The organism is Ruegeria sp. HKCCA5463, assembly GCF_013034175.1.
GTDB lineage: Bacteria > Pseudomonadota > Alphaproteobacteria > Rhodobacterales > Rhodobacteraceae > Ruegeria.
In genome coordinates this window covers 15,517-35,964 of the sequence record NZ_WQFL01000005.1, presented here as the reverse complement: position 1 = coordinate 35,964, position 20,448 = coordinate 15,517, and the positions used below count along the sequence as shown (strand labels likewise).

Below are 20,448 nucleotides of genomic sequence, written 5' to 3'. Positions count from 1 at the left end.
AAACGCAGGGTTGTTTCAGAAGGCACTCACTCATGCACCACAAAATAGAGATGCTGATCGTCGGCGCCGGGTTTGCCGGGCTGACGATGGCGCTTGAGGCACGCAAGCGCGGCATCAAGGATATCGCGATTTTGGAAAAGGCCGATGATATCGGGGGGACATGGCGCGAAAATACCTATCCCGGTGTCGCCTGTGATGTGCCGTCGCATCTGTATTCCATGGCGACCCATCTCAACCCGCATTGGAGCCGCGCCTATGCCGGTGGCGCGGAAATTCAGGCTTATCTGCAAAATGTCGCGCGTCAGGAAGGGTTGTATGACCTGTGCCATTTCGGGCAGGAGCTGAAATCGGCCAGGTGGGATGGAACGCGCTGGCAAGTTGAAACGATGGATGGCCAGTACTGGTCGGCGCGGTTTCTGGTTTCGGCCATTGGGGCACTTCATTATCCCAGCATCCCGGATATCCCCGGCGCCGACAGTTTTTCGGGGCCCAGTTTCCACTCGGCCGAATGGAATCACGATGTCGATCTGACCGGCAAGCGCGTGGCGGTCGTTGGAACCGGCGCATCCGCCGTTCAGTTTGTACCCGAGATCGCCAAGATTGCAGGCCACGTCACGATCTTTCAGCGCAGTGCGCCTTACGTGATGCCGCGCCCGGACGGTCCGATTGCGCCCTGGGTGCGCAGCCTTTACGCTTGGCTTCCCATTTTGCCCCGCATTCGGCGCAAGCTGATATTCATGATCTTCGAATTTCGCCACCGCGTGTTTCGTGGTGAGGAACGCGCGGTGAATTTTGCCTTGAACATGTGGCGAAAGGCATTGGAGCGCGCCATCACCGATCCGGCCGAACGGCGGATTCTGACCCCCGACTATCGGATCGGCTGCAAACGTATCCTGAGTTCGAACGATTGGTACCCGACCCTGGCCCGCGACAATGTCAGCGTTGTTCCGAAGGGCGTCGCTCGAATCGAAGGTGACACGGTCATCGCGGCGGATGGCACCCGGACCAAGGCGGATGTTTTGATCTGGGGCACCGGGTTTCACGTAACCGACGTTGTCGAGCGTCTCGACATTACCGGTACGGACGGGCTGACGCTGCGCTCTGCCTGGTCGGATGGCATGTGCGCGCATCTGGGTACCGCAGTTGCGGGTTTTCCAAATTTCTTCCTGCTTCTGGGGCCGCATACCGGGCTGGGGCACAACTCGGTCGTGCTGATGATCGAGGCCCAGGTTGGCCATATCGGCCGGGTCCTGAGCGAGATGCAGCGCGAAGGGTTGTCCGCAATCACTCCTGACGCCGCAAAACAGGCGGCGTTCACGCGGGAAATGCACAGCCGCCACGCGGACGGCGTCTGGCAGGCCGGGGGTTGTACATCCTGGTATATGGATGCGGAAGGCCGAAACACGACCTTGTGGCCCGGCACCGTTGCCGAGTTTCAGAAACGCATGGCACAATCAGGGTTGGAGCAATACAGACCCGCCGCCCTTGGCAATGGAGAAAACTGAATGACAACCGTTCTGATCGTAATCGCCGTTTTTGTCGCCTTCCTGTTTGTCATGAACCTGTGGACACGGAAGATTACCCGCCGCGGTCTTGAAACCGTGCCGCAGCTGGGTCAGATCACACCCGTTCATGGCGGCAGCATCCACTATGTGGAAAAGGGAAACCCCGAGGCGCAGACAATCGTCATGATCCACGGCCTGGCTGGGCAGTTGCAGCACTTTACCTATGCGCTGGTGGATCTTCTGGCCGACGATTACCACGTTATCGCGCTGGACCGGCCGGGATGCGGGTATTCAACGCGCGATATGGCCGAGCTGGCGCAATTGCCCCACCAGGCAGGCATGATTGCCGAGTTTCTGGACAAAAAAGGCGTGGACCGCGCCGTTCTGGTCGGCCATTCACTGGGGGGCGCTGTTTCACTGGCGATGGCACTGGACCACCCGGCCCGGGTCGCCGGTCTGGCGCTACTGGCGCCGCTGACGCATAAACTGCCCGAAACCCCGGCGATCTTCAAACCGCTCGAGATCCGCTCCGAATGGATGCGCAGCCTGATCGGCAACACGCTCGCCGTTCCCCTTGCGTCCAAAACCGCGCCGCACACGTTAAGTGCCGCGTTTGACCCGGAAACCCCGCCTGATGACTTTCTGGACCGGGCAGGTGGCGCGCTTGGCCTGCGGCCCTCCGCCTTTGTCACGGCCTCTCAGGACGTCGCCGGCGTCGATGCCAGTATCAACGCGCAGGTCGCGCGCTATCCGAATCTGACCGTCCCAGGGGGCATCTTGTATGGCCGCCAGGACGCGATACTGTCGCCGCCGCTGCACGGGCCGACAATGACCGAATTCGGGCTGAGTTACGAAGAGCTGGACGGGTTCGGCCACATGATTCCGATCACAGAGCCCGAAATCTGCGCCGCCTTCATCCGCAGGATGACCGAAGCGGCCACATCCCCCCTGACTTCCTTGCAGGACAAGCCATCAGAGCAGGCGTGAAAGAAATCTTGAGGTTGGTTGATTTCCCTCTTGACCCTCCCGGGCCCCTCGCTTAAATCGCCTCTCACTCAAGGCGGAGTAGCTCAGTTGGTTAGAGCAGCGGAATCATAATCCGCGTGTCGGGGGTTCAAGTCCCTCCTCCGCTACCAAATCTCTCAAGTCCAACATCTGATTTCAGAAGCAATTCATGTTCTGTCTTTAGGTTGCCCTGCCATCATTACCACCACTTGGGTTTTCAAAACCAATTGGAAGGAAAAATGATTCAAAATGGATCACTTAAGGAATCCAGTAGCGTAGTGCTCGGTGTGGATTATCAAGCTGCTGGTTTGGCTGTAGCGCTGGACAACGCGATTTTCCTCGACAACTGCAAGCTACAAGACGTACACCTCCAAGCTTTAGAGGCCTCGGACGGTATAGAAAAAGCGTTGTACAGATCCACGGACGTGCTCCTCGACCAGATCTGATCTCTCGATCTGGCAATCTATTGGACAATGACAACTGGTGAACGTCCACAACTGGTGAAGAACGGATAGAAGAAAGAGCCGGGACAGAGCCAAGGATAACTCGCGGCGATCTATGAATGAGCACAAGTTTTGTCGGCCCATTATCCATGCGGCAAGACTTTGTGAAGATTACCATTGCTGAGATTGACCCAGCCGCTGCGAAATTTCACTTTGTCGGCGTTTTCCCTTTTCATCCAGCGGAACTGAACGTCCGAACTGCGCCGTCTGCGACTTGCTGCGCGAGGATGGAAGAAAATGTCGTAAAGGCAGCTAGTGGCTCATCCCGCCTTGCACACAGCACTTCGGATGGGTGGGACGCCAACATAGCTTCAGTTTCCACAACGATGGTGATTGGCCTTCAGTCTTCGCAAGAGCAAGAAGACCCAGTGTTATTAGCGCAGGAAAATCCGAGGGGAAAAGAACCGTTCACGCGAGTGTCAACCGCTCTCTTCCTCGGATCCTCTTACTTGTAGTCTTCTGTATCGTAGCAAGGTAACGGTCTGGCAGGGTCTTTGCGCGAAACTAGTCACTCTCGTATTCGAGAAGATCTTCATAAGAGTAAACCGATGAGATTTCCCCTTCCAAACCCGGAACGAAACCAGGGTCTTTTGGCAGACATCCGATATCGCAGATTTGTCTCACTTCCATTCGCTCCGTATCGACGTACCACAAACGTCCACCCGGAGTTGACACAAAGCCGTCGATGCCCTCGTCTTCATCGGCCTCAATGTCTGCAACGCTTGGAACTTCCGAACTATATTCCGGGTCGAACCTCCCGTGCGTGTGGTAAGATAAAACAAGCACCAAACCATTTTCTGCTTGATCCCAAACGCAGCTTTTGTTGTCGCCACGTTGAGCAGGAGTAGCAACAAGTTTCCCGGCTGGGTCATATGCAAGGTAGCCGCAATACTCTGTGTTATTGTTGAAAGAAATACCCTGTAGGCTAGACAGTGTCGCTTTCGCTACGCTGATTTCTTCCTGTGATTGGGCCAGGGTGGCCGCGGGTGGCCAGAGTATTAAGACAACTAAAGTATAGCGAAGGCGGCGTGCGGCTTCACATTTGCCTTCTGCGAGACCAAGTTGACGAGCCGCAAAAAGAAGGCAAAGTCCCGACAACGCAATAACGCTAAACTCGATCATGTTTTGCTCCTTATTATGAACCTATTAAAGCAGCGCTAACGCTGTAGGGATAGCCTAAGGAAAGGTGCCAACTGCAACCAAGGCAATCCATCCATCGCTGTTGCAAACTCCTGGACGTCGTATTGTGCCTTCCTAGGGTTTTCCAGTCCGCCTTATCGTTCGACACTAATCTATCTGCGTTGTCTTCGGTCGCTTGGGCCGCTGCATGTACAGCGAATAAGCCGCTCTACCTGCCGCTATCAACGTTACCGTGAATCCAAACAACGTTAACAGCTGCGACCTGTTTCAACCATGAATCTCAAGCCGTTCCGCTCCGTTAGTCTTTTCGAAAGAACCGGTGCAGCAGCATAGGCCAACAATACCCAACACAACCAATTGCTCGCAACCTGTGCGTTTCAGGGACAGCCGAACAAAAAAACCGCGATGAAGGCGAATGCGAGCAGACAAACAAACGCGGCCACCCAAAAAACATCAAGAAAATCCTGCATCTAAGTCGCTCCAATTCTTTGCAAACGGAAGTACTATGCCAATGATCCGGTCTGTCGTGCTGCGCAAAGTGTTTGCAAGATTGATCCGATCGGCCAGCAGCGGCGTAAACCTGTCACCCCGAACACTTGCCCCGCGCTTGCTCCTATCCCTCAGCAGCGCGGGTTTTTTCTTGCCTGCGGCGCTACGACACGGGGCCGGTTCAGGCCACAACGCTACATCCGTTTTACTACCACCCTTCGGGGGGCCCGCGTTGCTCTTGTCCCCTCTAGCTTGCTTGCAGCGCGGGTCTATTTCAGGCGTGATGTGAACTTGAAGTATTGAATTGTTTAGACAGCCAGCCTGTCGCTTAGGCCCTCTCCATTAATCACCAAGGTCTTTATCGCCCAAACTCTCTGGGTCCGGTATGCCTCCGGCGTGACCCAGATTTTCTCGATTTCGGTTAAGCAGTCTCCAAATCTCTTGGCCGGTTTTCGGTTCAAAGCGAAAGACCCCAGTTTTGAATAGCAGAACTACGCAGTTCATCCTTTGGCAAACCACCAGCACACAAGGAAATCACATCAAACTCACGGTCGCCAAATACCCGAAGTCAAATCACTCGTCATTGCCTGTGCTGGACCTAGTAAGCAGGCGTTCTCGGATGGTGCGCCAAGAGTCTGGAACAAGAAACGCAGTTCCGTTGGGAGTTAAATTGTAAATCCGGTACATTAACGCCCTGGGATTCCCTACTGATTTGCGAGCGACTAAATCGAATGCAGCTGGTTCATTGAGCGCTACGCCCTCGTCACCAACGTGAGGCACTGTCAAGAAGTTGTGCGCAATTTCGTGGGAAACTAAGGTGCCGAACGAATTGTCCATTGGAGGGTCCACATTCAGAGTAACACCCGCGATGCTCCCGTTTGGTCCAGATTGGGCACTTCCGCCAAGCGGCATTTCTCCGGGTTGTTGAGTGCGTATTGTCAGGACATGCTCGGCCCGATCCGGCCTGCCAGCAGCAGACTGCTCCTGGTTAAATGCGGCGAGGCGCTGCGCAACGGGAGTCCGATCAGGCCACGCGAAATCAATTGGTATCGGCTCAATTCGGTAGCGCAGCCCGGCTTCCTGATCCCCATCCAGAGGCGCCAAACCTGATCGAATAGGAAAAATTCGAGACAAGTCCTCCAGAGCCTGAAATAGAATTTCCCATTTCTCTGCAGGAAAGGGAAAGATCTCAACGACAACAAGAATTCGCAGATCCTTCGTCGGATGAAACTGTGGTTGCCCAAGAGACTTTTCGCCGACAAGAGTACCGTTGCGATAAAGCCGTGCAGTAAAACGATACCGTCCAGGCTTTGAGATTTCCCGACCGCGGATATAGAAGTTGATATTGTCGTCTTCGGAGAAACTCTTGGTATCATTTGAGAATACGCCATCACCAATATCACCTGGAATAACTGTTGTCCCAGATGGGCCGGAAATCTCAAGTTCGGCATAATCAATCCGGGCTGGATTGAAGGGCAACGAATGGATTGGAAGGGAATTCAGATCAAATCCGAGGGCTTTAGACGAATAGTCAGAATCCGCGTCATCCAAAAGTTCTGATGCCATAACAACTACGGGTGGGCGGCGACCAACAAATATTCTTGCAAGAGTATCTTTACCCGCGACAAGCTCGTAACCGGGGATACCTTGAGTCACCTCAGAACCGAAATCTGACATATCCGCCGGAACTTGCGGCAATGGGGGCCCGCTCTCTTCACACGCCTTAAGAGCCCCCCTTTTTCGCTGAAGCAGTGACAGCGACTGCTTTCTAAATCGAAAAAGCGCAGACTTTTGTATTGGGTCAACAGTGTTTTGAATCTGAATATCGAGAAGTTCAATACTTTGCTCAAGCGTCTCAATTTCATCCCGAATACTTTGACAATGCGCAGACATGCGGCCACCTGAGGAGGTTAGTGTTGAGTAGAACTTGTTCAGAAAATTACTCTAGCACGAAAACCAAAAAAGAGACGAATCTGGTTGGTCGAGAAATGTACTTGCAGGTATAATTCGTTTGTTTGGCAAGTTTAACGCAATGAAAAATAAGCCAAAACGAAAACTTCCCGAAAGACAGGCCTTTGTAGCAGGCACAACGCGTGGAGCGTGACAGGGGTATTTTCTGTACGATCCGGATCCAAGGAGCAGGCATTAGAGGCAGGCTTTTGCTGCGGTTTCAAACTGTTTGCGGTTTTTCGAGCCAGAGAAACGAAAATCCGTTTAACTCCAGATTTGAATGTCCTTCAAACACCTAAAAAATGATTGATGAGTCCTCCACTACGCCGCTTGAACAGCTTGGTGGCTTCTGCTGCTGCGAATTCAAACTCCTTCCCGACCGGCTTGCCAAATGCGTTGAGTTCGCGACGTTCTCGATTGCAGGCGCGGATGAACCCATCGATGCAGGTTGGCTTTGACAACTCTTTTCCTCGTTCCCCTGGCAGGGCGCGCCCGATCTTGTCGATGCAAACCTTCCCATTGTTTTTGCAGGAGCCTCTCTCTTCGCTCGTCGAGCAACGGATGGCCGTCACCGTCAGGATCAGTTTGTCCAAGGTCTGATTTGAAACTGCGCGTTTCAGCCGTTCGATTTCATTCTTAAGCGGCTCCGGTTCTTTCTATTGATCAACACCCATTCCACTGTTCTTGTTGATTCAGCGGTGGTGGGGCTGTTAAGCGCCGACAATCTGCCTGATTGCATCAAGACGGGACATGCCATGCCCCAGATTCCTCAATGCAACCATGGACCAGATCAGTTGGGTAGGCTCAGTCAACTACGACAAACTATTCCAAACAGCGGCCGTTCAGAAAATTATAGATTGGAACAGGTTTGCCCACAAAGTGGCCGGTTGGCGTTTGTGCAGAGTCTCTAAAAACAAGATGTCTTTTCCATGCAACGCGTTATGCGTTACGAATAGACATGAACGGAGACCGCAGACTTTCCGCAGTACTCTCGGCCGATGTAGTAAACTACTCGGGCCAAATAAAGGCGGATGAGAACAGAACTCTCAGTGAACTCCGTGTCCTGCGTCGAAAGATATTCGATCCATTGGTCAGTGATCATCGCGGCAATATTGTAAAGAGGATGGGCGATGGATGGATCGTCGAGTTTAGTTCGGTCTCGGATGCAGTGCGGTGCGCCCTCGATCTTCAAAGCCAAGTGTCAGCCCAGTCCTCGCTTAAACTGCGCGTGGGCGTTCATCTGGGAGATGTCGTATTTGACGAAGATGACATCTTCGGCGATGGGATCAATATAGCCTCGCGGCTACAAGAGGCTTCCGACGAAGAGGCTGTGTTGATTTCCGATGTCGTCCATCGCAGCCTTGATGAGAGGCTCGCCGAGCAATTTCAACGCGCTGGCGAACGGCAGTTCAAGAATGCCCTGTCACCTGTCGAAGTATTCCAATGGTCGCCACCTGGCTCCGCCCCACCGCGAGTGACGCCAGCCAGTCACTCGAAGTCATTGCTGATCGGCGTTCTACCCTTTGACAATCTTTCTTCTGACCCCGATCAGGAATTCTTTGCAGATGGCATTACCGAAGAGATAATTACCACTCTGTCAAAACTCCCGAACTTACTGGTCGTCGCGCGCAACTCTACGTTCGTCTACAAGGGGCGTTCGGTAGACGTAAAACAAGTTGGACTGGAGCAGGGCGTCGATCTTGTTCTCGAGGGAAGTGTCCGCCAAAGCGGTAGTCGTGTGCGAATTACCGCGCAGCTCATCGATGCGAAGTCCGGAATGCACATTTGGGCAGACCGGTTTGATCGCCTGATAGAAGACGTATTCGAGGTTCAGGATGAAATTGCCCTGAGAATTGCGACTGAACTTCAAGTCGAATTACTGGCGGGCGAGATGGCCCGTTTCAGAGGTTCGGGTACTAAACATCTGGATGCCTGGACTGCTCAGCTGCAAGCTGTGGAAGCCTCGCGCAGAATAACTAAGGAAGCACAGGCTGACGCTCGTCGGTTTGCTCAACAGGCAATTTCCCTGGATCCAGGCTACTCCGCGCCATATTGTACTTTGGGGTTCATTTGTACTGTCGAAGCAAGGCACGGTTTTGTAGCAGACCGAAATGCGGCGCTGGCAGAGGCCCGCGACTGCACTCGACGTGCTCTGGAGATAGACAGCTACAACCCAGAGGCTCACGCAATTGCGGGTTTCGCGGATGCAATCGACGGTAAACTGGAATCTGCTATCGGGAAGTTCAACAAGGCACTGCAGCTAAATCCAAACCACGCTGATGTGGCTGCAAGGCTGTCGATTACATTGGCATTCAATGGGCAGGCAAAAGAAGCGATCCGCGTGGCGCGGCAAGCCATTACTCTCAACCCTCACTATCCGGGCTGGTATGCTGGCGTATTGGGTTTGGCACTTCGGCTCGACGGTCAATACGAGGAAGCCAAGAAGGCATTCACCGAATATGGTCAAAGAGTTGAAGGCTTTGGGCATCTCGACCTCGTTATCGTACATATGGAAACGGATAACGTTGAGGCCGCTCGCGATGAGGCGCGGAATGTGATGAAATACCGTCCTCAGTTTTCCATATCGGACTGGGCAAAAACTCAGCTTTTCTCTGATGCAGAACGATTGGAGAAAGACTGCGCGTCTCTGCGTCTGGCCGGCTTGCCCGAATAAGTGCCGCGCGGATTTCCGGCAAAGCGATTTTTCCTGGAAAGTGACACCCAACGCATCGGCTATGGGTTCGAAGCTAAAGCCTGACAAATATGACCAATCACCCGCTCTGGGGACAAACCTGCAATCCAATGTTTTACGCGATTGCCCGCTTTATGCGCTTTGCGACGGCAGCTAACACAACAACAGGGCAGATAAACTGCTGCACGACGACTTCTTCGCCGAACAAAGTTTGACAAATGATAACCTATGGAATGCATTCAGAATTATACGCATAAGCATGCTCATCGGTTCCGCTCGTAGATCAGGCTTCAAGCTAGGACCTCCCTAGCTGAAAATGCTGTCGCCTTGCTCATCAATGACCTGTTTCGCCTTTGCTATACTATAGCTTTCGGCCTGTTCCCGACTGTCGAAGACATCCGCCCTGATCACCGTATGAGTCTTTCGATCTCCGTCGATGGTCTTTTCGATACGGGCCATCAGGCGAAATTTGCTGCCCTCGGCCATCAGGTCGGGGAATATCTCGAACCCTTTGTAAGAAACCGGATCCGGCTTGGACTTCTCAACGCCGCCGAAGAGTTTTGAGAAGAGGGACATCGGGTGGCTCCTTTCAGCGTTGTTCAGGGCAGAGACTAGCGCCGCTCAAGGCCGGAGTGAAGGGCGTTGCACGGTCAGGTCACTGGTTCCAGGGTTCGGAAGCGCGCACCGTTCAGAGTCACAATGCCCCCAAAAAAGCGGCGAAGGATCCGCCCTTGAAAAGCAACGGCAAACACCGCGCTTGCGTTTCAACAAACCAGCCTACATGTCAGTTTCCCCGATTTACCGATTTGACCTCTCTGAGATGGCATCCGAGCATTAGGAGGCTTGGCCAGAGCAAATAGGTCTGAATCTCAACGTTTTCTCCAAAAGTAAGGAGGACAATGGTAAGTAGTAGTCCCAGCGGAAGCTTGCCACGTTCACACTTTATTGCGTCCAGCGTGACGACCCAGAAATGAACTGACAAAGGCACAAGGAACGCTGTAAATCCCGTCAGCCCTTTGACGAATAAAAGCCCGTACCAAGTGTTGTGACTGCCGATCGGCATGTATTCAACAAGATGCGCTCCGGGTCTGACTGTGCCATGCCCGAAAACCATTGCATCCGATTGCCACTTTTGGCGAGGCTGTGGGTTCCCACTCAGGGAAGCGCGTAGCCTGAGGGTCTGGGGTGAAATCGCCTTCCGCTCTCTTCAACTGCTGGCTAGCCGCCTGCGTCCAAGACCGGTGAACTTCACGTAGCAATCGCGCACGCGTCGGTTCGTCTATAGCAATACCTTCTTCCGCCAGTATCTCGTCAGCGACCACACCGTACCATTTTTCCATACCGCCTTCGACAGCTTCCGCCTGTTGGCTCAGGCGCAAAACCTGTTCCCATATCGCAGGTTCACCCGGTTCATTTTCTAGCATTTCCATCAGGTGGAAATACACGCGACCAGACAGAGCAACGATCTTTTTCAAAGGGAGAGGTTCAGGCTTTGCCCTAAAGGACGCCCATCGCTTTTGAATTTTCCTGTATTCAGCCGCAAATCTCTCTTTGGCCTCTGATGGGTCTCTGGTGCGTAGTGACTTTGACACCTCGGCACGGCCAACGATTCCTTTCAGGTCCGCCGGAACGCGCACCCTCACGTAGTAGATTCCGCTTTTTTTGTCTTTGACTGGTGTAGGCATGGCAAGGGTCACTGTGTAGGGCTCCTGTGTAGGAGTCTGCAAGTGCAAGCCGTTGGTTTGGCGTAAGTTTTTGATGAATATGAGGAAATCATGGTGCTGCTGGAGAGAATTGAACTCTCGACCTCTCCCTTACCAAGGGAGTGCTCTACCTCTGAGCTACAGCAGCGCTGTGGGCGGGTGATTAGACTCAAACGAAACGCGGCGCAAGGGCGTCTGGACGGTTTTTTTCACCTCCTGTAGAGAAAGATCATGACGAATAAAAATTCACCCAAAAAACAAGGCAAATCCGGGGATGCGCGCGAAGAGCGGCTGAAAGCGGCGCTGAAGGCCAATATGGCCCGGCGCAAGGCGCAGGCCAAGGCGCGGGCGACCTCTGGGGACAAGGCCGACAAGGACAAGGGATAAGAGCAGATGGATTCGATTCTGGTGACGGGCAACGGCCCGCTGAATGGTCAGATACCGATTGCGGGGGCCAAAAACGCGTGTCTGACGCTGATGCCTGCGACCTTGCTGAGCGAAGAACCGCTGACGCTGACCAACGCACCACGCCTAAGCGACATCAAGACCATGACCGCTTTGCTGCAATCGCTGGGGGCCGAGGTGTCGTCGCTGCAAGATGGTCAGGTGATCGCGATGTCGAGCCACAGTCTGACCAGCCAAACGGCGGATTATGACATCGTGCGCAAGATGCGTGCCTCGAATCTGGTGCTGGGTCCCTTGCTGGCGCGGTTCGGGCAGGCGGTTGTTTCTCTGCCCGGTGGCTGCGCGATTGGTGCCCGTCCAATGGACTTGCATGTGGAAGGGCTCGAGGCGCTGGGCGCCGAGATCGAGCTGAAGGACGGCTATCTGCACGCCAAGGCTCCGGGCGGCCTGAAAGGGGCGGTGCACGAGATGCGCTTTGCCTCGGTCGGAGCCACCGAAAACATCGTCATGGCGGCGACGCTGGCAAAGGGCACCACGGTGCTCAAGAACGCCGCGCGCGAGCCCGAGATCGTCGATCTGGTCGAATGCCTGCGCAAGATGGGTGCGCAGATTTCGGGCGAGGGCAGCTCGACCATAGAAATTCAGGGTGTCGACCGGCTGCACGGTGCCACCCATCAGGTTGTCACCGACCGGATCGAACTGGGCACCTATATGCTGGCCCCGGCGATTTGCGGCGGCGAGGTCGAACTGCTGGGCGGGCGCATGGCGCTGGTTGAATCCTTCGCGGCCAAGCTTGACGCGGCGGGGGTCAGTGTCACCGAAACCCAAAACGGCATGAAAGTGGCGCGCAAGAACGGCCGTGTGCAGGCTGTGGATGTGGTGACCGAACCCTTCCCGGGCTTCCCGACCGACCTTCAGGCGCAGATGATGGCGCTGATGTGCACCGCCGAAGGCACCTCGGTTTTGGAAGAGCGTATCTTCGAAAACCGCTTTATGCATGCCCCGGAACTTGTGCGCATGGGTGCAAATATCGAGGTGCACGGCGGCACCGCCACCGTCACGGGTGTCGAAACCCTGAAAGGCGCCCCGGTGATGGCGACGGATCTGCGGGCTTCGGTGTCGCTGATCCTTGCCGGATTGGCGGCAGAAGGTGAGACAACGGTAAGCCGGGTCTATCATTTGGACCGCGGATATGAACATGTGGTTCGCAAGCTGGAAGGCGTGGGCGCAAAAATCGAACGGATCAAAGGCGAATGACGGACGCAAGTTTTGAAGACGGGCGCGAAGCCCCGCTGAATTTGGGGGCTGAGGATGCAGAAGATCTGAAGGTGATCTCGACCCTCGTGCAGGATGCGGTTTTTCCCGTGACCGAGATGAAATGGCAACCGTCGCACCGCCGCTTTGGCCTGTTGCTGAACCGCTTTCGCTGGGAAGACAAGGATGCCGCCGCCCGCCGTGACCGCCCGTTTGAACGGGTGCAGTCGGTGCTGGTCTTCGATTCCGTTCTGTCCGTGGCCAGCCAAGGCATTGATCGCAGCGAGAAGGACATGGTCATGTCGCTGCTGTCCGTCGAGTTCGAACCCGGCGAGGATGGCGCGGGCCAGGTCTTGCTGACCCTGGCGGGTGACGGCGCGATCCGCCTGAAGGTCGAGGCGTTGGATGCCGCGCTCAAGGACGTCACGCGCCCGTATCGGGCCCCATCCGGCCGGGCGCCGCAGCACCCCGAATAGATGCAGAACAAGCGCGGCATTTCTCAGGCGTTTTCAAATGTGCCCGAGGGTATTGCCCTGCGTCCGGCGACGGTGTTCGATGTGTTCGACATCAGCCGCGTGCTGATCCGGTCGATCACGCAGCTTTGTGTGGCCGATCACAACAACGATCCCGACCATCTGGAACAATGGACCGCGAACAAAGACCCGGCGACCATCCGGGGCTGGTTCAAGCCGGGATCACAGATCTGGCTGGCCGAGCGTGAAGGGCAGGTGGCCGCGGTCGGTGGGTTGTTCGAAACCGGCAAGATCACCTTGCTCTATGTTGACCCGGATCACGTCGGCAGCGGGGTGGGGGCCGCGTTGCTCAACCGGCTGGAACGGCAGCTGGCCGCGTGCGGCTGTACCGAGGTGCATCTGGACGGCACGAAGACCGCACGGGAATTCTATCTGCGCCACGGCTGGCAGGTCACCGGGCAATGCAGTGACCGTCAGGACCTGTCCTGCTTTGCCATGCGCAAATCGCTGCACCCCCAGGGCTGAGGGTTGAGGCCGCGCCCCGTGGGCGATATGTCCCGTGGCGCAACGCCCGGAGTGCCAGACCATGCCCGTTTTCCTCGACGCCACATCGCCCGATTTCGAAGCCGCCTTCCAAACCCTGCTGTCCGCCAAGCGCGAGGACAGTCCGGATGTGGACGCGGTCGTGGCGCAGATCATCGACGATGTCCGCAACCGGGGCGACGCGGCGGTCATCGAACTGACCGCGAAATTCGACCGGCTGGAGCTGACACCCGAAACGCTGGCCTTCAGCGCGCAGGAGATCGCAGACGCGGTGGCGCAAGTCGTGGCCGAAGACCGCGCGGCGCTGGAACTGGCCGCCGCCCGCATCCGGGCCTATCACGAACGTCAGATGCCCAGCGATCAAAGCTGGACGGATGAGGCCGGGGCCACACTGGGCTGGCGCTGGTCGGCGGTCTCGGCCGCCGGGCTTTATGTGCCGGGCGGGCTGGCTTCATACCCGTCTTCGGTTCTGATGAATGCCATCCCGGCCAAGGTGGCGGGGGTTGAACGGCTGGCCATCGTTGTGCCCACGCCGGACGGGCAGTTGAATCCACTGGTTCTGCTGGCCGCGCAACTGTCGGGCGTCGACGAGGTTTATCGCATCGGCGGCGCGCAGGCCGTGGCGGCGCTGGCCTACGGCACCGACACCATCGCGCCGGTCGACAAGATCACGGGCCCGGGCAACGCCTTTGTCGCGGCGGCCAAACGCCGTGTCTTTGGCAAGGTCGGCATCGACATGATTGCGGGCCCATCGGAAATCCTGGTCATCGCCGACAAGGACAACGATCCCGACTGGATCGCGCTGGACCTGCTCAGCCAGGCCGAACACGACGAAAGCGCGCAGTCGATTCTGATCACGGATGATGCCGCTTTTGGCCAAAGCGTCGCGAAGGCGGTCGAAAAACGCCTCGAAACCTTGCAGCGCCGCGCCATCGCCGGGGCCAGCTGGCGCGACTTCGGCGCCATCATCACCGTCCGTGATCTGAACCAGGCTGCAATCCTGTCGAACCGTATCGCCCCGGAACATCTGGAGCTTTGCGTCGCAGACCCGGTGGCGCTGAGCGAAAAAACCATCCACGCCGGGGCCATCTTTCTGGGCCAGTACACGCCCGAAGCCATCGGCGATTATGTCGGCGGCCCCAACCACGTGCTTCCAACGGCCCGGTCCGCGCGGTTCTCGTCCGGGCTCAGCGTGATGGATTTTCTCAAACGCACCACGCTCAGCCAGATGACCCCCGAGGCCCTGCGCGCCATCGGGCCCGCCGCTGAACAGCTGGCGCAATCAGAAAGCCTCGAGGCGCACGGCCTGTCAGTCACGGCGCGTCTGAACCGCCTGAATGGCTGAAATGACGCAAAGACCGGACACATATGGCGCTTCTCTGCGTTGCCGACTGGAATCCGTTGATATAGGTCTGTGCTGACAAAAGGATTGTAGCCGTAAAGATGACCCGCATTTCGCATATCGAACTGGATGACCGAAACCTGCCGCCGCCGACCCCCGAGATCGAGCAGGAACGCAAGGTTGCCATCTATGATCTGCTGGAAGACAACAGCTTTTCGCTGCCCAATCGGGATGACCGCGTCATTCCTGATGGGCCTTACCACGTGCAACTGTCGATCCGCGACAAACGGCTGGTCTTTGATATCGCGACGGAAGAGAATGAAAAAGCCGCCGAATTTCACCTGTCGCTTGGCCCGTTCCGGCAGGTGGTCAAGGATTACTTCCAGATCTGCGAAAGCTATTTCGACGCGGTCAAATCGCTGCCTCCCAGCCAGATCGAGACCATAGACATGGCCCGCCGCGGCATCCACAACGAAGGCAGCCGCGTGCTGCAGGAACGGCTGGAGGGAAAGGCAGAAGTGGATACCGATACGGCCCGGCGCCTGTTCACGCTGATCTGCGTGCTGCATTTCGGGGGCTGACGGGTGAAGCCTCTGCCGCAGTCGGTCCTGTTCTGTTGCGACCACAACTCGGTTCGATCTCCGATGGCCGAGGGGCTGATGAAGAAGTTTTACGGCACGGGCACCTATGTGCAGTCCGCTGGCGTGCACAATGATCTGGAAATTGACGGGTTCTGCATCGCGGCCTGCCACGAGGTGGGTGTGGAACTGTCCCGTCATCGCTCGCGGTCCTTTGACGAGATGCAGGAATGGGGCGACGATCTCAGCTCGTTCGATCTGGTGGTGGCGCTTTCGCCCGCCAGTCAGCGCCGGGCGCTGGAACTGACCCGGGTTTTTCACCTCGATGTCGATTATTGGCCAATAATGGACCCTACCGGGTTGGGCGAGACCCGCGAAGAAAAGCTACATCACTACCGACAGACCCGCGATCAGATCATCAAACATCTGAAAGACCGCTGGGGCGAACCTACGGAGTGACCATGAACCAGACCGTCAAAACCTATTTCGAAGCCTTCAATGCCGGTGACGTGGATGCCATGCTGGCTTGCCTGTCCGATGACGTGGCCCATCACGTGAACGAAGGCCAGATCCGCATTGGCAAGGACAAATTCGCCGCGTTCTGCGCGCATATGAACCGCTGCTACAAAGAAAACCTGACCGACATCGTCGTGTTCGAAGCCGAAGGCGGCACCCGCGCAGCAGCCGAATTCATCGTCAACGGAACCTATCTGGAAACCGATGACGGCCTGCCGGATGCGCATGGCCAGACGTACCGCCTGCCTGCGGGCTCGTTCTTCGACCTGAAGGATGGCAAGATCACCCGCGTCACCACTTTCTACAACCTGGCGGACTGGACCAAGCAGGTTTCGAATGGCTGAGGTCACCGCCGTCCGCCCCCTGACCGGAGCGGCACTGGAAGCCGCCCTTGATGACGTCGCCCGGCTGCGCATCAAGGTGTTTCACGCCTGGCCGTATCTTTACGATGGCGACCTGGAATATGAACGGAAATACCTGCAATCCTACCGCGACAGCGACAAGGCCATCGTGGTGGGCGCATTCGACAACGACAGCCTGATCGGAGCGTCAACCGGCGCCCCTCTGATCGACCACGCCGAAGATTTCGCGGCGGCCTTCGAGGGCACCGGGCTTGACCTGCATGACATCTTCTATTGCGCCGAATCGGTGCTGTTGCCCGACTATCGCGGGCAGGGTGTCGGCCACAGGTTCTTCGACGCCCGCGAAGCCCACGCCCGCAGCCTGGGTTTCACCAAATGCGCGTTCTGCGGCGTGCAACGCCCGGCAGATCATCCGATGCGGCCCGACAATTACCGCCCGCTGGATGCCTTCTGGCGCGCGCGGGGATACACGCCTTTGCCCGGTGCGATCGCACAGTTTTCGTGGAAAGATATTGGCGAAGAAGGCGAATCGAAAAAACCCCTTCAGTTCTGGATCCGGGATCTCTGAACGCCAAACGCAGAAAAAACTCCCGAATCATGGTAGTGTTGGGTTTTCTGTGGGGGAATTGCCATGAAACGCTATGTTATCGAACGCGATCTTCCGGGTGTCGGTTCCATGTCCGGTGACGAACTGTGCGGCGCGTCTGCGAAGTCGAACGAAGCGCTGGCGCAAATACCCGGCGTGCAGTGGGAGCATTCCTATGTTGCTGGTGACAAGACCTTTTGCATCTATCTGGCCGAGAGCGAGGACGCGATCCACAAGCATGCGGAACTCAGCGGGTTCCCGGCCAACACGATCACCGAAGTGACCACGATCATCGATCCGACGACCGCAGGGTAATTGGGCTGTACTCCGGTCTGCGTCCGCGACTAAGGTCATGCGAATTTGACCGCACGGGGACGCTGCCATGAAAGTCGCAACTGCCGCCTATGATCTCGACTGGTTGGATAGCTGGGCACAATACGAAGACAAGCTTGAGGGGTGGGTGTCCCAGGCCGCAAGGCAGGGGGCCGAATTGTTGGTCTTTCCCGAATACGGCGCGATGGAGCTGTCGACCCTGGACGGGGCCGACGTGGCGGGCGATCTGGAGCGGTCGATCCGGGCCGTGTCCGACCGGATGGTGGATGTACAAAACCTGCACACCCGCCTCGCCAAGACGTACAAAACCTACATTCTGGGTGCGTCCGCGCCGGTTGTTGATGGAACCGGGCGTCCGGTGAACCGTGCCGCCTTCTACGCGCCGGATGGCAGTTTCGACCATCAGGACAAACAGATTATGACCCGGTTCGAACGCGAGGATTGGGACATCGCCCCCGGTGGTCCGCTCAAGCTTTTCGACACCGCGCTGGGCAAGATCGGTGTGTTGATCTGTTATGACAGCGAGTTTCCGTTGCTGGGCCGCGCGCTGAGCGAGGCAGACCTGATTCTTGCGCCATCCTGTACCGAAGCGCTTTCGGGTTACTGGCGCGTGCGGATTGGCGCAATGTCAAGAGCTTTGGAAAATCAATGCGTTACAGTCATGGCCTCGCTGGTCGGGAACAACGAATGGTCCGAGGCGGTGGATATGAACACCGGGACCGGAGGCGTCTTTGGCCCGCCCGACAAGGGGTTTCCGGCCACCGGTGTGCTGGCCGAAGGCACTTTGAATCAGCCGGGCTGGACCTATGCGGATGTCGACCTGTCAGCCATCGCCGAGGTCCGCGCAGACGGTCACGTGCTGAACCGAACCCATTGGGAGGAACAGGCCGCCCGAGTCGAATCGGTCACAATATCCGCTCTTTAGGTGATTCCGCCCTTGAAATAAGGCCGAAATAGGCTCATTTAAGCGCACACCCCCGCAGATTCTGCGGGTGCAACGTAATGATGGAGACAACATGGCCAAGGAAGATACGCTCGAATTTCCCGGTGTCGTGAAGGAACTCCTGCCTAATGCGACGTTTCGGGTCGAGCTGGAAAACGGCCATGAGATCATCGCACATACGGCAGGCAAGATGCGCAAGAACCGCATCCGTGTTCTGGCCGGCGACAAGGTTCAGGTCGAGATGACCCCATATGATCTGACCAAGGGTCGGATCAACTACCGCTTCAAGTAACGCCTGCCGCAATGGCGTTCATTCTCGGATCGGGCAGCCCAAGACGGCTGGACCTGCTGGCCCAGCTTGGCGTGCAGCCCGATGCCATTTGCCCTCCTGACATTGATGAAACGCCCTTGAAGGGCGAGCTTCCGGTTCCGTATTGTCACCGCATCACGCGCCAAAAAGTGCAGGCGGTTCAATCGGATAGAGACGACGTTACCCTCTGCGCAGATACCACCGTGGCCTTGGGGCGCCGGATTCTGGGAAAGCCCGAGGATGCGGGGCAGGCAGCGGAATTTCTGCACGCTCTGTCCGGTCGCCGTCACCGCGTGATCACCTCGGTTGCGGTCCGGCGCGGAGATCGTGTGCTGCAACGTGATGTTGTCTCGCAGGTCAAGGTCAAACGCCTGTCGGACGTCGAGATCAACGCCTATCTGGCGACCGGAGACTGGCGCGGCAAGGCAGGCGCCTATGCGATTCAGGGTCCCGCAGGGGCTTTCATTCCATGGATTTCTGGGTCGTTTACCGGCATCGTCGGCCTGCCCCTGTCCGAGACCGCAGCCTTGCTGCAAGGCATCGGCTATCCACTGTATCGTGAGGCATCATGAAAGGTCGCACCATTGTTCTGGACCACATCCAAGGCCGCGAAGCGGCTGCGCTGATGGTCGACGGCAAGCTGGATGACTTCCTGATCGCCGCGGACGCCCCCGCGCCCGGCACCATCTACCGCGCCCGCGCTGACCGCCCGGTCAAGGGGCAGGGCGGAATGTTCCTGAACACGCCAGATGGCCCTGCGTTCTTGCGACAAGTCAAGGGCTTGGGTCCCGGCGCCCTGTTGTTGGTACAGGTCAGCGGGTTTGCCGAGCCCGGCAAAGCCATCCCGGTGAGCAATCGCATCCTTTTCAAAAGCCGCTATGCGATTGTTACGCCGGACGCTCCGGGCCTGAACATTTCGCGCAGTATCAAGGACGAGGACACACGAGATCAACTGCTTGAAATCGCGCACGAGCAGATGGGTGACAGCGCCTATGGATTGATCCTGCGCTCCTGCTGCGCGGGTGCGGATGCCGAAGAGATCTCGGAAGACATCTCGGCCATGTTGACGCAGGCCGAGCAGGTGATGAATGACGACGGGACCGAGCCTGAACTTCTCAGCGAGGGTGACAGCCCCCATATCCTTGCCTGGCGCGACTGGACCGACCCGGCCGAAGTCGTGACCCAGGCGGGCGGGTTCGAAACCCACGGCGTTCTGGATGCGCTGGATACGATGCGTGGAGCGTCCGAGCCTTTACCGGGCGGAGGGTATCTTTACATCGAACCCACACGCGCATTGGTCGCCGTGGATGTGAACACCGGAGCGGACACCTCGCTCGCGGCGGGCACCAAGGCCAATTTCGCCTGCGCCAAGATGCTGCCCCGTGCTTTGCGCGTACGTGGGCTGGCCGGGCAGATTACGCTGGACCTGGCTCCAATGCCAAAGAAGGATCGCCGCGGGTTTGAATCCGCTTTGCGTGCCGCGTTCAGATCAGACCCGGACGAGACGATTCTTGCAGGCTGGACCCCGCTGGGCCATTTTGAGTTGCAGCGAAAACGTGGTCGTGTTCCCGTGATGGAGATCCTGAAATGAGCTGCCCGATTTGCGGTGCGGAGACCGAACAAAAGTTTCGTCCGTTTTGTTCCAGGCGGTGTGCGGACATTGATTTGGCCAAGTGGCTGAACGGGTCCTACTCGGTTCCGTCGCAGCGCGAAGAGGACCTTGAAGCCGAGGATGACACGCAGGACTTTACACCAAAGCGACCACATTGAAAAAATGTGAAAAAGCCTCTGGACACCGCTGGTAGCAAGTCATAGA

The 20,448-nt window shown here is 56.9% G+C and carries 24 protein-coding genes and 2 tRNA genes; 20 read left to right on the top strand and 6 right to left on the bottom strand.

The genetic code is table 11. From position 1 onward, the window contains the following. The first annotated feature begins 32 nt into the window (after positions 1-32). The 4 genes from GOW09_RS11780 (at position 33) to GOW09_RS11765 (ending at position 2,956) form a co-directional block, all read left to right on the top strand. On the top strand, positions 33-1,505 hold the full coding sequence (locus tag GOW09_RS11780; RefSeq protein WP_171118549.1) for an NAD(P)/FAD-dependent oxidoreductase: 1,473 nt from the start codon (positions 33-35) through the stop codon (positions 1,503-1,505). Beyond that, positions 1,506-2,492 carry an alpha/beta fold hydrolase gene (locus GOW09_RS11775; protein ID WP_171118547.1) on the top strand — a complete coding sequence of 329 codons (987 nt, stop codon included), beginning with the start codon at positions 1,506-1,508 and terminating at the stop codon, positions 2,490-2,492. 72 nt (positions 2,493-2,564) lie between these two features. Beyond that, positions 2,565-2,641: transfer RNA gene (locus GOW09_RS11770), tRNA-Met, on the top strand. A gap of 96 nt (positions 2,642-2,737) precedes the next feature. Continuing rightward, complete coding sequence (locus GOW09_RS11765) at positions 2,738-2,956, top strand: hypothetical protein (RefSeq protein ID WP_171228908.1); 219 nt, start codon at positions 2,738-2,740, stop codon at positions 2,954-2,956. Between the two features lie 561 nt (positions 2,957-3,517). Here the strand turns inward: GOW09_RS11765 and GOW09_RS11760 are convergent. The 3 genes from GOW09_RS11760 to GOW09_RS11750 form a co-directional block, all read right to left on the bottom strand. Next, the gene (locus GOW09_RS11760; RefSeq protein WP_171118543.1) at positions 3,518-4,135 is read right to left on the bottom strand and encodes a DUF4329 domain-containing protein; all 618 of its coding nucleotides are present in this window, start codon (positions 4,133-4,135) and stop codon (positions 3,518-3,520) included. Between the two features lie 1,080 nt (positions 4,136-5,215). Beyond that, positions 5,216-6,535, bottom strand: a complete 1,320-nt coding sequence (locus tag GOW09_RS11755; protein ID WP_171118541.1) for a hypothetical protein — start codon at positions 6,533-6,535, stop codon at positions 5,216-5,218. A 344-nt stretch (positions 6,536-6,879) separates the two neighbouring features. Then, the gene (locus GOW09_RS11750; RefSeq protein WP_171118539.1) at positions 6,880-7,185 is read right to left on the bottom strand and encodes a hypothetical protein; all 306 of its coding nucleotides are present in this window, start codon (positions 7,183-7,185) and stop codon (positions 6,880-6,882) included. 365 nt (positions 7,186-7,550) lie between these two features. On the opposite strand from GOW09_RS11750, the gene GOW09_RS11745 reads away from it, so the two are divergent. Further along, positions 7,551-9,266: an adenylate/guanylate cyclase domain-containing protein gene (locus GOW09_RS11745; RefSeq protein WP_254442732.1), complete on the top strand. Its 1,716-nt coding sequence runs from the start codon at positions 7,551-7,553 to the stop codon at positions 9,264-9,266. Positions 9,267-9,590: 324 nt separating this feature from the next. Here GOW09_RS11745 and GOW09_RS11740 read toward each other — a convergent pair whose 3' ends face one another. The 3 genes from GOW09_RS11740 to GOW09_RS11730 form a co-directional block, all read right to left on the bottom strand. Continuing rightward, positions 9,591-9,860, bottom strand: a complete 270-nt coding sequence (locus GOW09_RS11740) for an HlyU family transcriptional regulator (protein ID WP_171118536.1) — start codon at positions 9,858-9,860, stop codon at positions 9,591-9,593. 491 nt (positions 9,861-10,351) lie between these two features. Continuing rightward, positions 10,352-10,981 (bottom strand): DUF6538 domain-containing protein, encoded by a 630-nt coding sequence (locus GOW09_RS11735; protein WP_171118534.1) that lies wholly within the window; start codon positions 10,979-10,981, stop codon positions 10,352-10,354. Between the two features lie 79 nt (positions 10,982-11,060). Further along, a tRNA-Thr gene (locus tag GOW09_RS11730) sits at positions 11,061-11,135 on the bottom strand. A gap of 83 nt (positions 11,136-11,218) precedes the next feature. On the opposite strand from GOW09_RS11730, the gene GOW09_RS11725 reads away from it, so the two are divergent. The 15 genes from GOW09_RS11725 to GOW09_RS11655 all read left to right on the top strand — a co-directional run bounded on the left by GOW09_RS11725 (position 11,219) and on the right by GOW09_RS11655 (position 20,402). Next, complete coding sequence (locus tag GOW09_RS11725; RefSeq protein ID WP_171118532.1) at positions 11,219-11,374, top strand: hypothetical protein; 156 nt, start codon at positions 11,219-11,221, stop codon at positions 11,372-11,374. A gap of 6 nt (positions 11,375-11,380) precedes the next feature. Continuing rightward, positions 11,381-12,649, top strand: a complete 1,269-nt coding sequence (gene murA / locus GOW09_RS11720; RefSeq protein ID WP_171118529.1) for a UDP-N-acetylglucosamine 1-carboxyvinyltransferase — start codon at positions 11,381-11,383, stop codon at positions 12,647-12,649. Continuing rightward, positions 12,646-13,122: a DUF2948 family protein gene (locus tag GOW09_RS11715; RefSeq protein WP_171118527.1), complete on the top strand. Its 477-nt coding sequence runs from the start codon at positions 12,646-12,648 to the stop codon at positions 13,120-13,122. Before murA ends, GOW09_RS11715 begins: the two co-directional genes overlap by 4 nt. Then, positions 13,123-13,644 carry a GNAT family N-acetyltransferase gene (locus tag GOW09_RS11710; RefSeq protein ID WP_171118525.1) on the top strand — a complete coding sequence of 174 codons (522 nt, stop codon included), beginning with the start codon at positions 13,123-13,125 and terminating at the stop codon, positions 13,642-13,644. 61 nt (positions 13,645-13,705) lie between these two features. After that, the gene (gene hisD, locus GOW09_RS11705) at positions 13,706-15,007 is read left to right on the top strand and encodes a histidinol dehydrogenase (RefSeq protein WP_171118523.1); all 1,302 of its coding nucleotides are present in this window, start codon (positions 13,706-13,708) and stop codon (positions 15,005-15,007) included. A 98-nt stretch (positions 15,008-15,105) separates the two neighbouring features. Beyond that, positions 15,106-15,585, top strand: a complete 480-nt coding sequence (locus GOW09_RS11700; protein WP_152458863.1) for a UPF0262 family protein — start codon at positions 15,106-15,108, stop codon at positions 15,583-15,585. A gap of 3 nt (positions 15,586-15,588) precedes the next feature. Next, positions 15,589-16,041: a low molecular weight phosphatase family protein gene (locus GOW09_RS11695; RefSeq protein ID WP_171118521.1), complete on the top strand. Its 453-nt coding sequence runs from the start codon at positions 15,589-15,591 to the stop codon at positions 16,039-16,041. Between the two features lie 2 nt (positions 16,042-16,043). Next, positions 16,044-16,442, top strand: a complete 399-nt coding sequence (locus tag GOW09_RS11690; protein ID WP_152458860.1) for a ketosteroid isomerase-related protein — start codon at positions 16,044-16,046, stop codon at positions 16,440-16,442. After that, on the top strand, positions 16,435-17,028 hold the full coding sequence (locus tag GOW09_RS11685; RefSeq protein ID WP_171118519.1) for a GNAT family N-acetyltransferase: 594 nt from the start codon (positions 16,435-16,437) through the stop codon (positions 17,026-17,028). Before GOW09_RS11690 ends, GOW09_RS11685 begins: the two co-directional genes overlap by 8 nt. Before the next feature lie 63 nt (positions 17,029-17,091). After that, positions 17,092-17,361, top strand: a complete 270-nt coding sequence (locus GOW09_RS11680; RefSeq protein ID WP_152458857.1) for a DUF4242 domain-containing protein — start codon at positions 17,092-17,094, stop codon at positions 17,359-17,361. A 67-nt stretch (positions 17,362-17,428) separates the two neighbouring features. Next, positions 17,429-18,304 (top strand): carbon-nitrogen hydrolase family protein, encoded by an 876-nt coding sequence (locus GOW09_RS11675; RefSeq protein ID WP_171118516.1) that lies wholly within the window; start codon positions 17,429-17,431, stop codon positions 18,302-18,304. Between the two features lie 91 nt (positions 18,305-18,395). After that, on the top strand, positions 18,396-18,614 hold the full coding sequence (gene infA / locus GOW09_RS11670) for a translation initiation factor IF-1 (RefSeq protein WP_005978431.1): 219 nt from the start codon (positions 18,396-18,398) through the stop codon (positions 18,612-18,614). Between the two features lie 11 nt (positions 18,615-18,625). Next, positions 18,626-19,204 carry a nucleoside triphosphate pyrophosphatase gene (locus tag GOW09_RS11665; protein ID WP_171118515.1) on the top strand — a complete coding sequence of 193 codons (579 nt, stop codon included), beginning with the start codon at positions 18,626-18,628 and terminating at the stop codon, positions 19,202-19,204. Next, complete coding sequence (locus GOW09_RS11660; RefSeq protein ID WP_171118513.1) at positions 19,201-20,223, top strand: ribonuclease E/G; 1,023 nt, start codon at positions 19,201-19,203, stop codon at positions 20,221-20,223. Before GOW09_RS11665 ends, GOW09_RS11660 begins: the two co-directional genes overlap by 4 nt. Beyond that, positions 20,220-20,402 carry a DNA gyrase inhibitor YacG gene (locus tag GOW09_RS11655; RefSeq protein ID WP_170346183.1) on the top strand — a complete coding sequence of 61 codons (183 nt, stop codon included), beginning with the start codon at positions 20,220-20,222 and terminating at the stop codon, positions 20,400-20,402. Before GOW09_RS11660 ends, GOW09_RS11655 begins: the two co-directional genes overlap by 4 nt. The last annotated feature ends 46 nt before the right edge of the window (positions 20,403-20,448 follow it).

Bases quoted from the DNA above. Each gene is read 5' to 3' on its own strand.
- GOW09_RS11745 (WP_254442732.1), top strand. From the start codon at position 7,551: ATGAACGGAGACCGCAGACTTTCCGCAGTACTCTCGGCCGATGTAGTA.
- GOW09_RS11675 (WP_171118516.1), top strand. From the start codon at position 17,429: ATGAAAGTCGCAACTGCCGCCTATGATCTCGACTGGTTGGATAGCTGG.
- GOW09_RS11755 (WP_171118541.1), bottom strand. From the start codon at position 6,535: ATGTCTGCGCATTGTCAAAGTATTCGGGATGAAATTGAGACGCTTGAG.
- GOW09_RS11665 (WP_171118515.1), top strand. From the start codon at position 18,626: ATGGCGTTCATTCTCGGATCGGGCAGCCCAAGACGGCTGGACCTGCTG.
- GOW09_RS11740 (WP_171118536.1), bottom strand. From the start codon at position 9,860: ATGTCCCTCTTCTCAAAACTCTTCGGCGGCGTTGAGAAGTCCAAGCCG.
- GOW09_RS11725 (WP_171118532.1), top strand. From the start codon at position 11,219: ATGACGAATAAAAATTCACCCAAAAAACAAGGCAAATCCGGGGATGCG.
- GOW09_RS11690 (WP_152458860.1), top strand. From the start codon at position 16,044: ATGAACCAGACCGTCAAAACCTATTTCGAAGCCTTCAATGCCGGTGAC.
- GOW09_RS11700 (WP_152458863.1), top strand. From the start codon at position 15,106: ATGACCCGCATTTCGCATATCGAACTGGATGACCGAAACCTGCCGCCG.
- GOW09_RS11685 (WP_171118519.1), top strand. From the start codon at position 16,435: ATGGCTGAGGTCACCGCCGTCCGCCCCCTGACCGGAGCGGCACTGGAA.
- infA (WP_005978431.1), top strand. From the start codon at position 18,396: ATGGCCAAGGAAGATACGCTCGAATTTCCCGGTGTCGTGAAGGAACTC.
- GOW09_RS11660 (WP_171118513.1), top strand. From the start codon at position 19,201: ATGAAAGGTCGCACCATTGTTCTGGACCACATCCAAGGCCGCGAAGCG.
- GOW09_RS11655 (WP_170346183.1), top strand. From the start codon at position 20,220: ATGAGCTGCCCGATTTGCGGTGCGGAGACCGAACAAAAGTTTCGTCCG.
- GOW09_RS11775 (WP_171118547.1), top strand. From the start codon at position 1,506: ATGACAACCGTTCTGATCGTAATCGCCGTTTTTGTCGCCTTCCTGTTT.
- hisD (WP_171118523.1), top strand. From the start codon at position 13,706: ATGCCCGTTTTCCTCGACGCCACATCGCCCGATTTCGAAGCCGCCTTC.
- GOW09_RS11760 (WP_171118543.1), bottom strand. From the start codon at position 4,135: ATGATCGAGTTTAGCGTTATTGCGTTGTCGGGACTTTGCCTTCTTTTT.
- GOW09_RS11715 (WP_171118527.1), top strand. From the start codon at position 12,646: ATGACGGACGCAAGTTTTGAAGACGGGCGCGAAGCCCCGCTGAATTTG.
- GOW09_RS11680 (WP_152458857.1), top strand. From the start codon at position 17,092: ATGAAACGCTATGTTATCGAACGCGATCTTCCGGGTGTCGGTTCCATG.
- murA (WP_171118529.1), top strand. From the start codon at position 11,381: ATGGATTCGATTCTGGTGACGGGCAACGGCCCGCTGAATGGTCAGATA.
- GOW09_RS11780 (WP_171118549.1), top strand. From the start codon at position 33: ATGCACCACAAAATAGAGATGCTGATCGTCGGCGCCGGGTTTGCCGGG.
- GOW09_RS11710 (WP_171118525.1), top strand. From the start codon at position 13,123: ATGCAGAACAAGCGCGGCATTTCTCAGGCGTTTTCAAATGTGCCCGAG.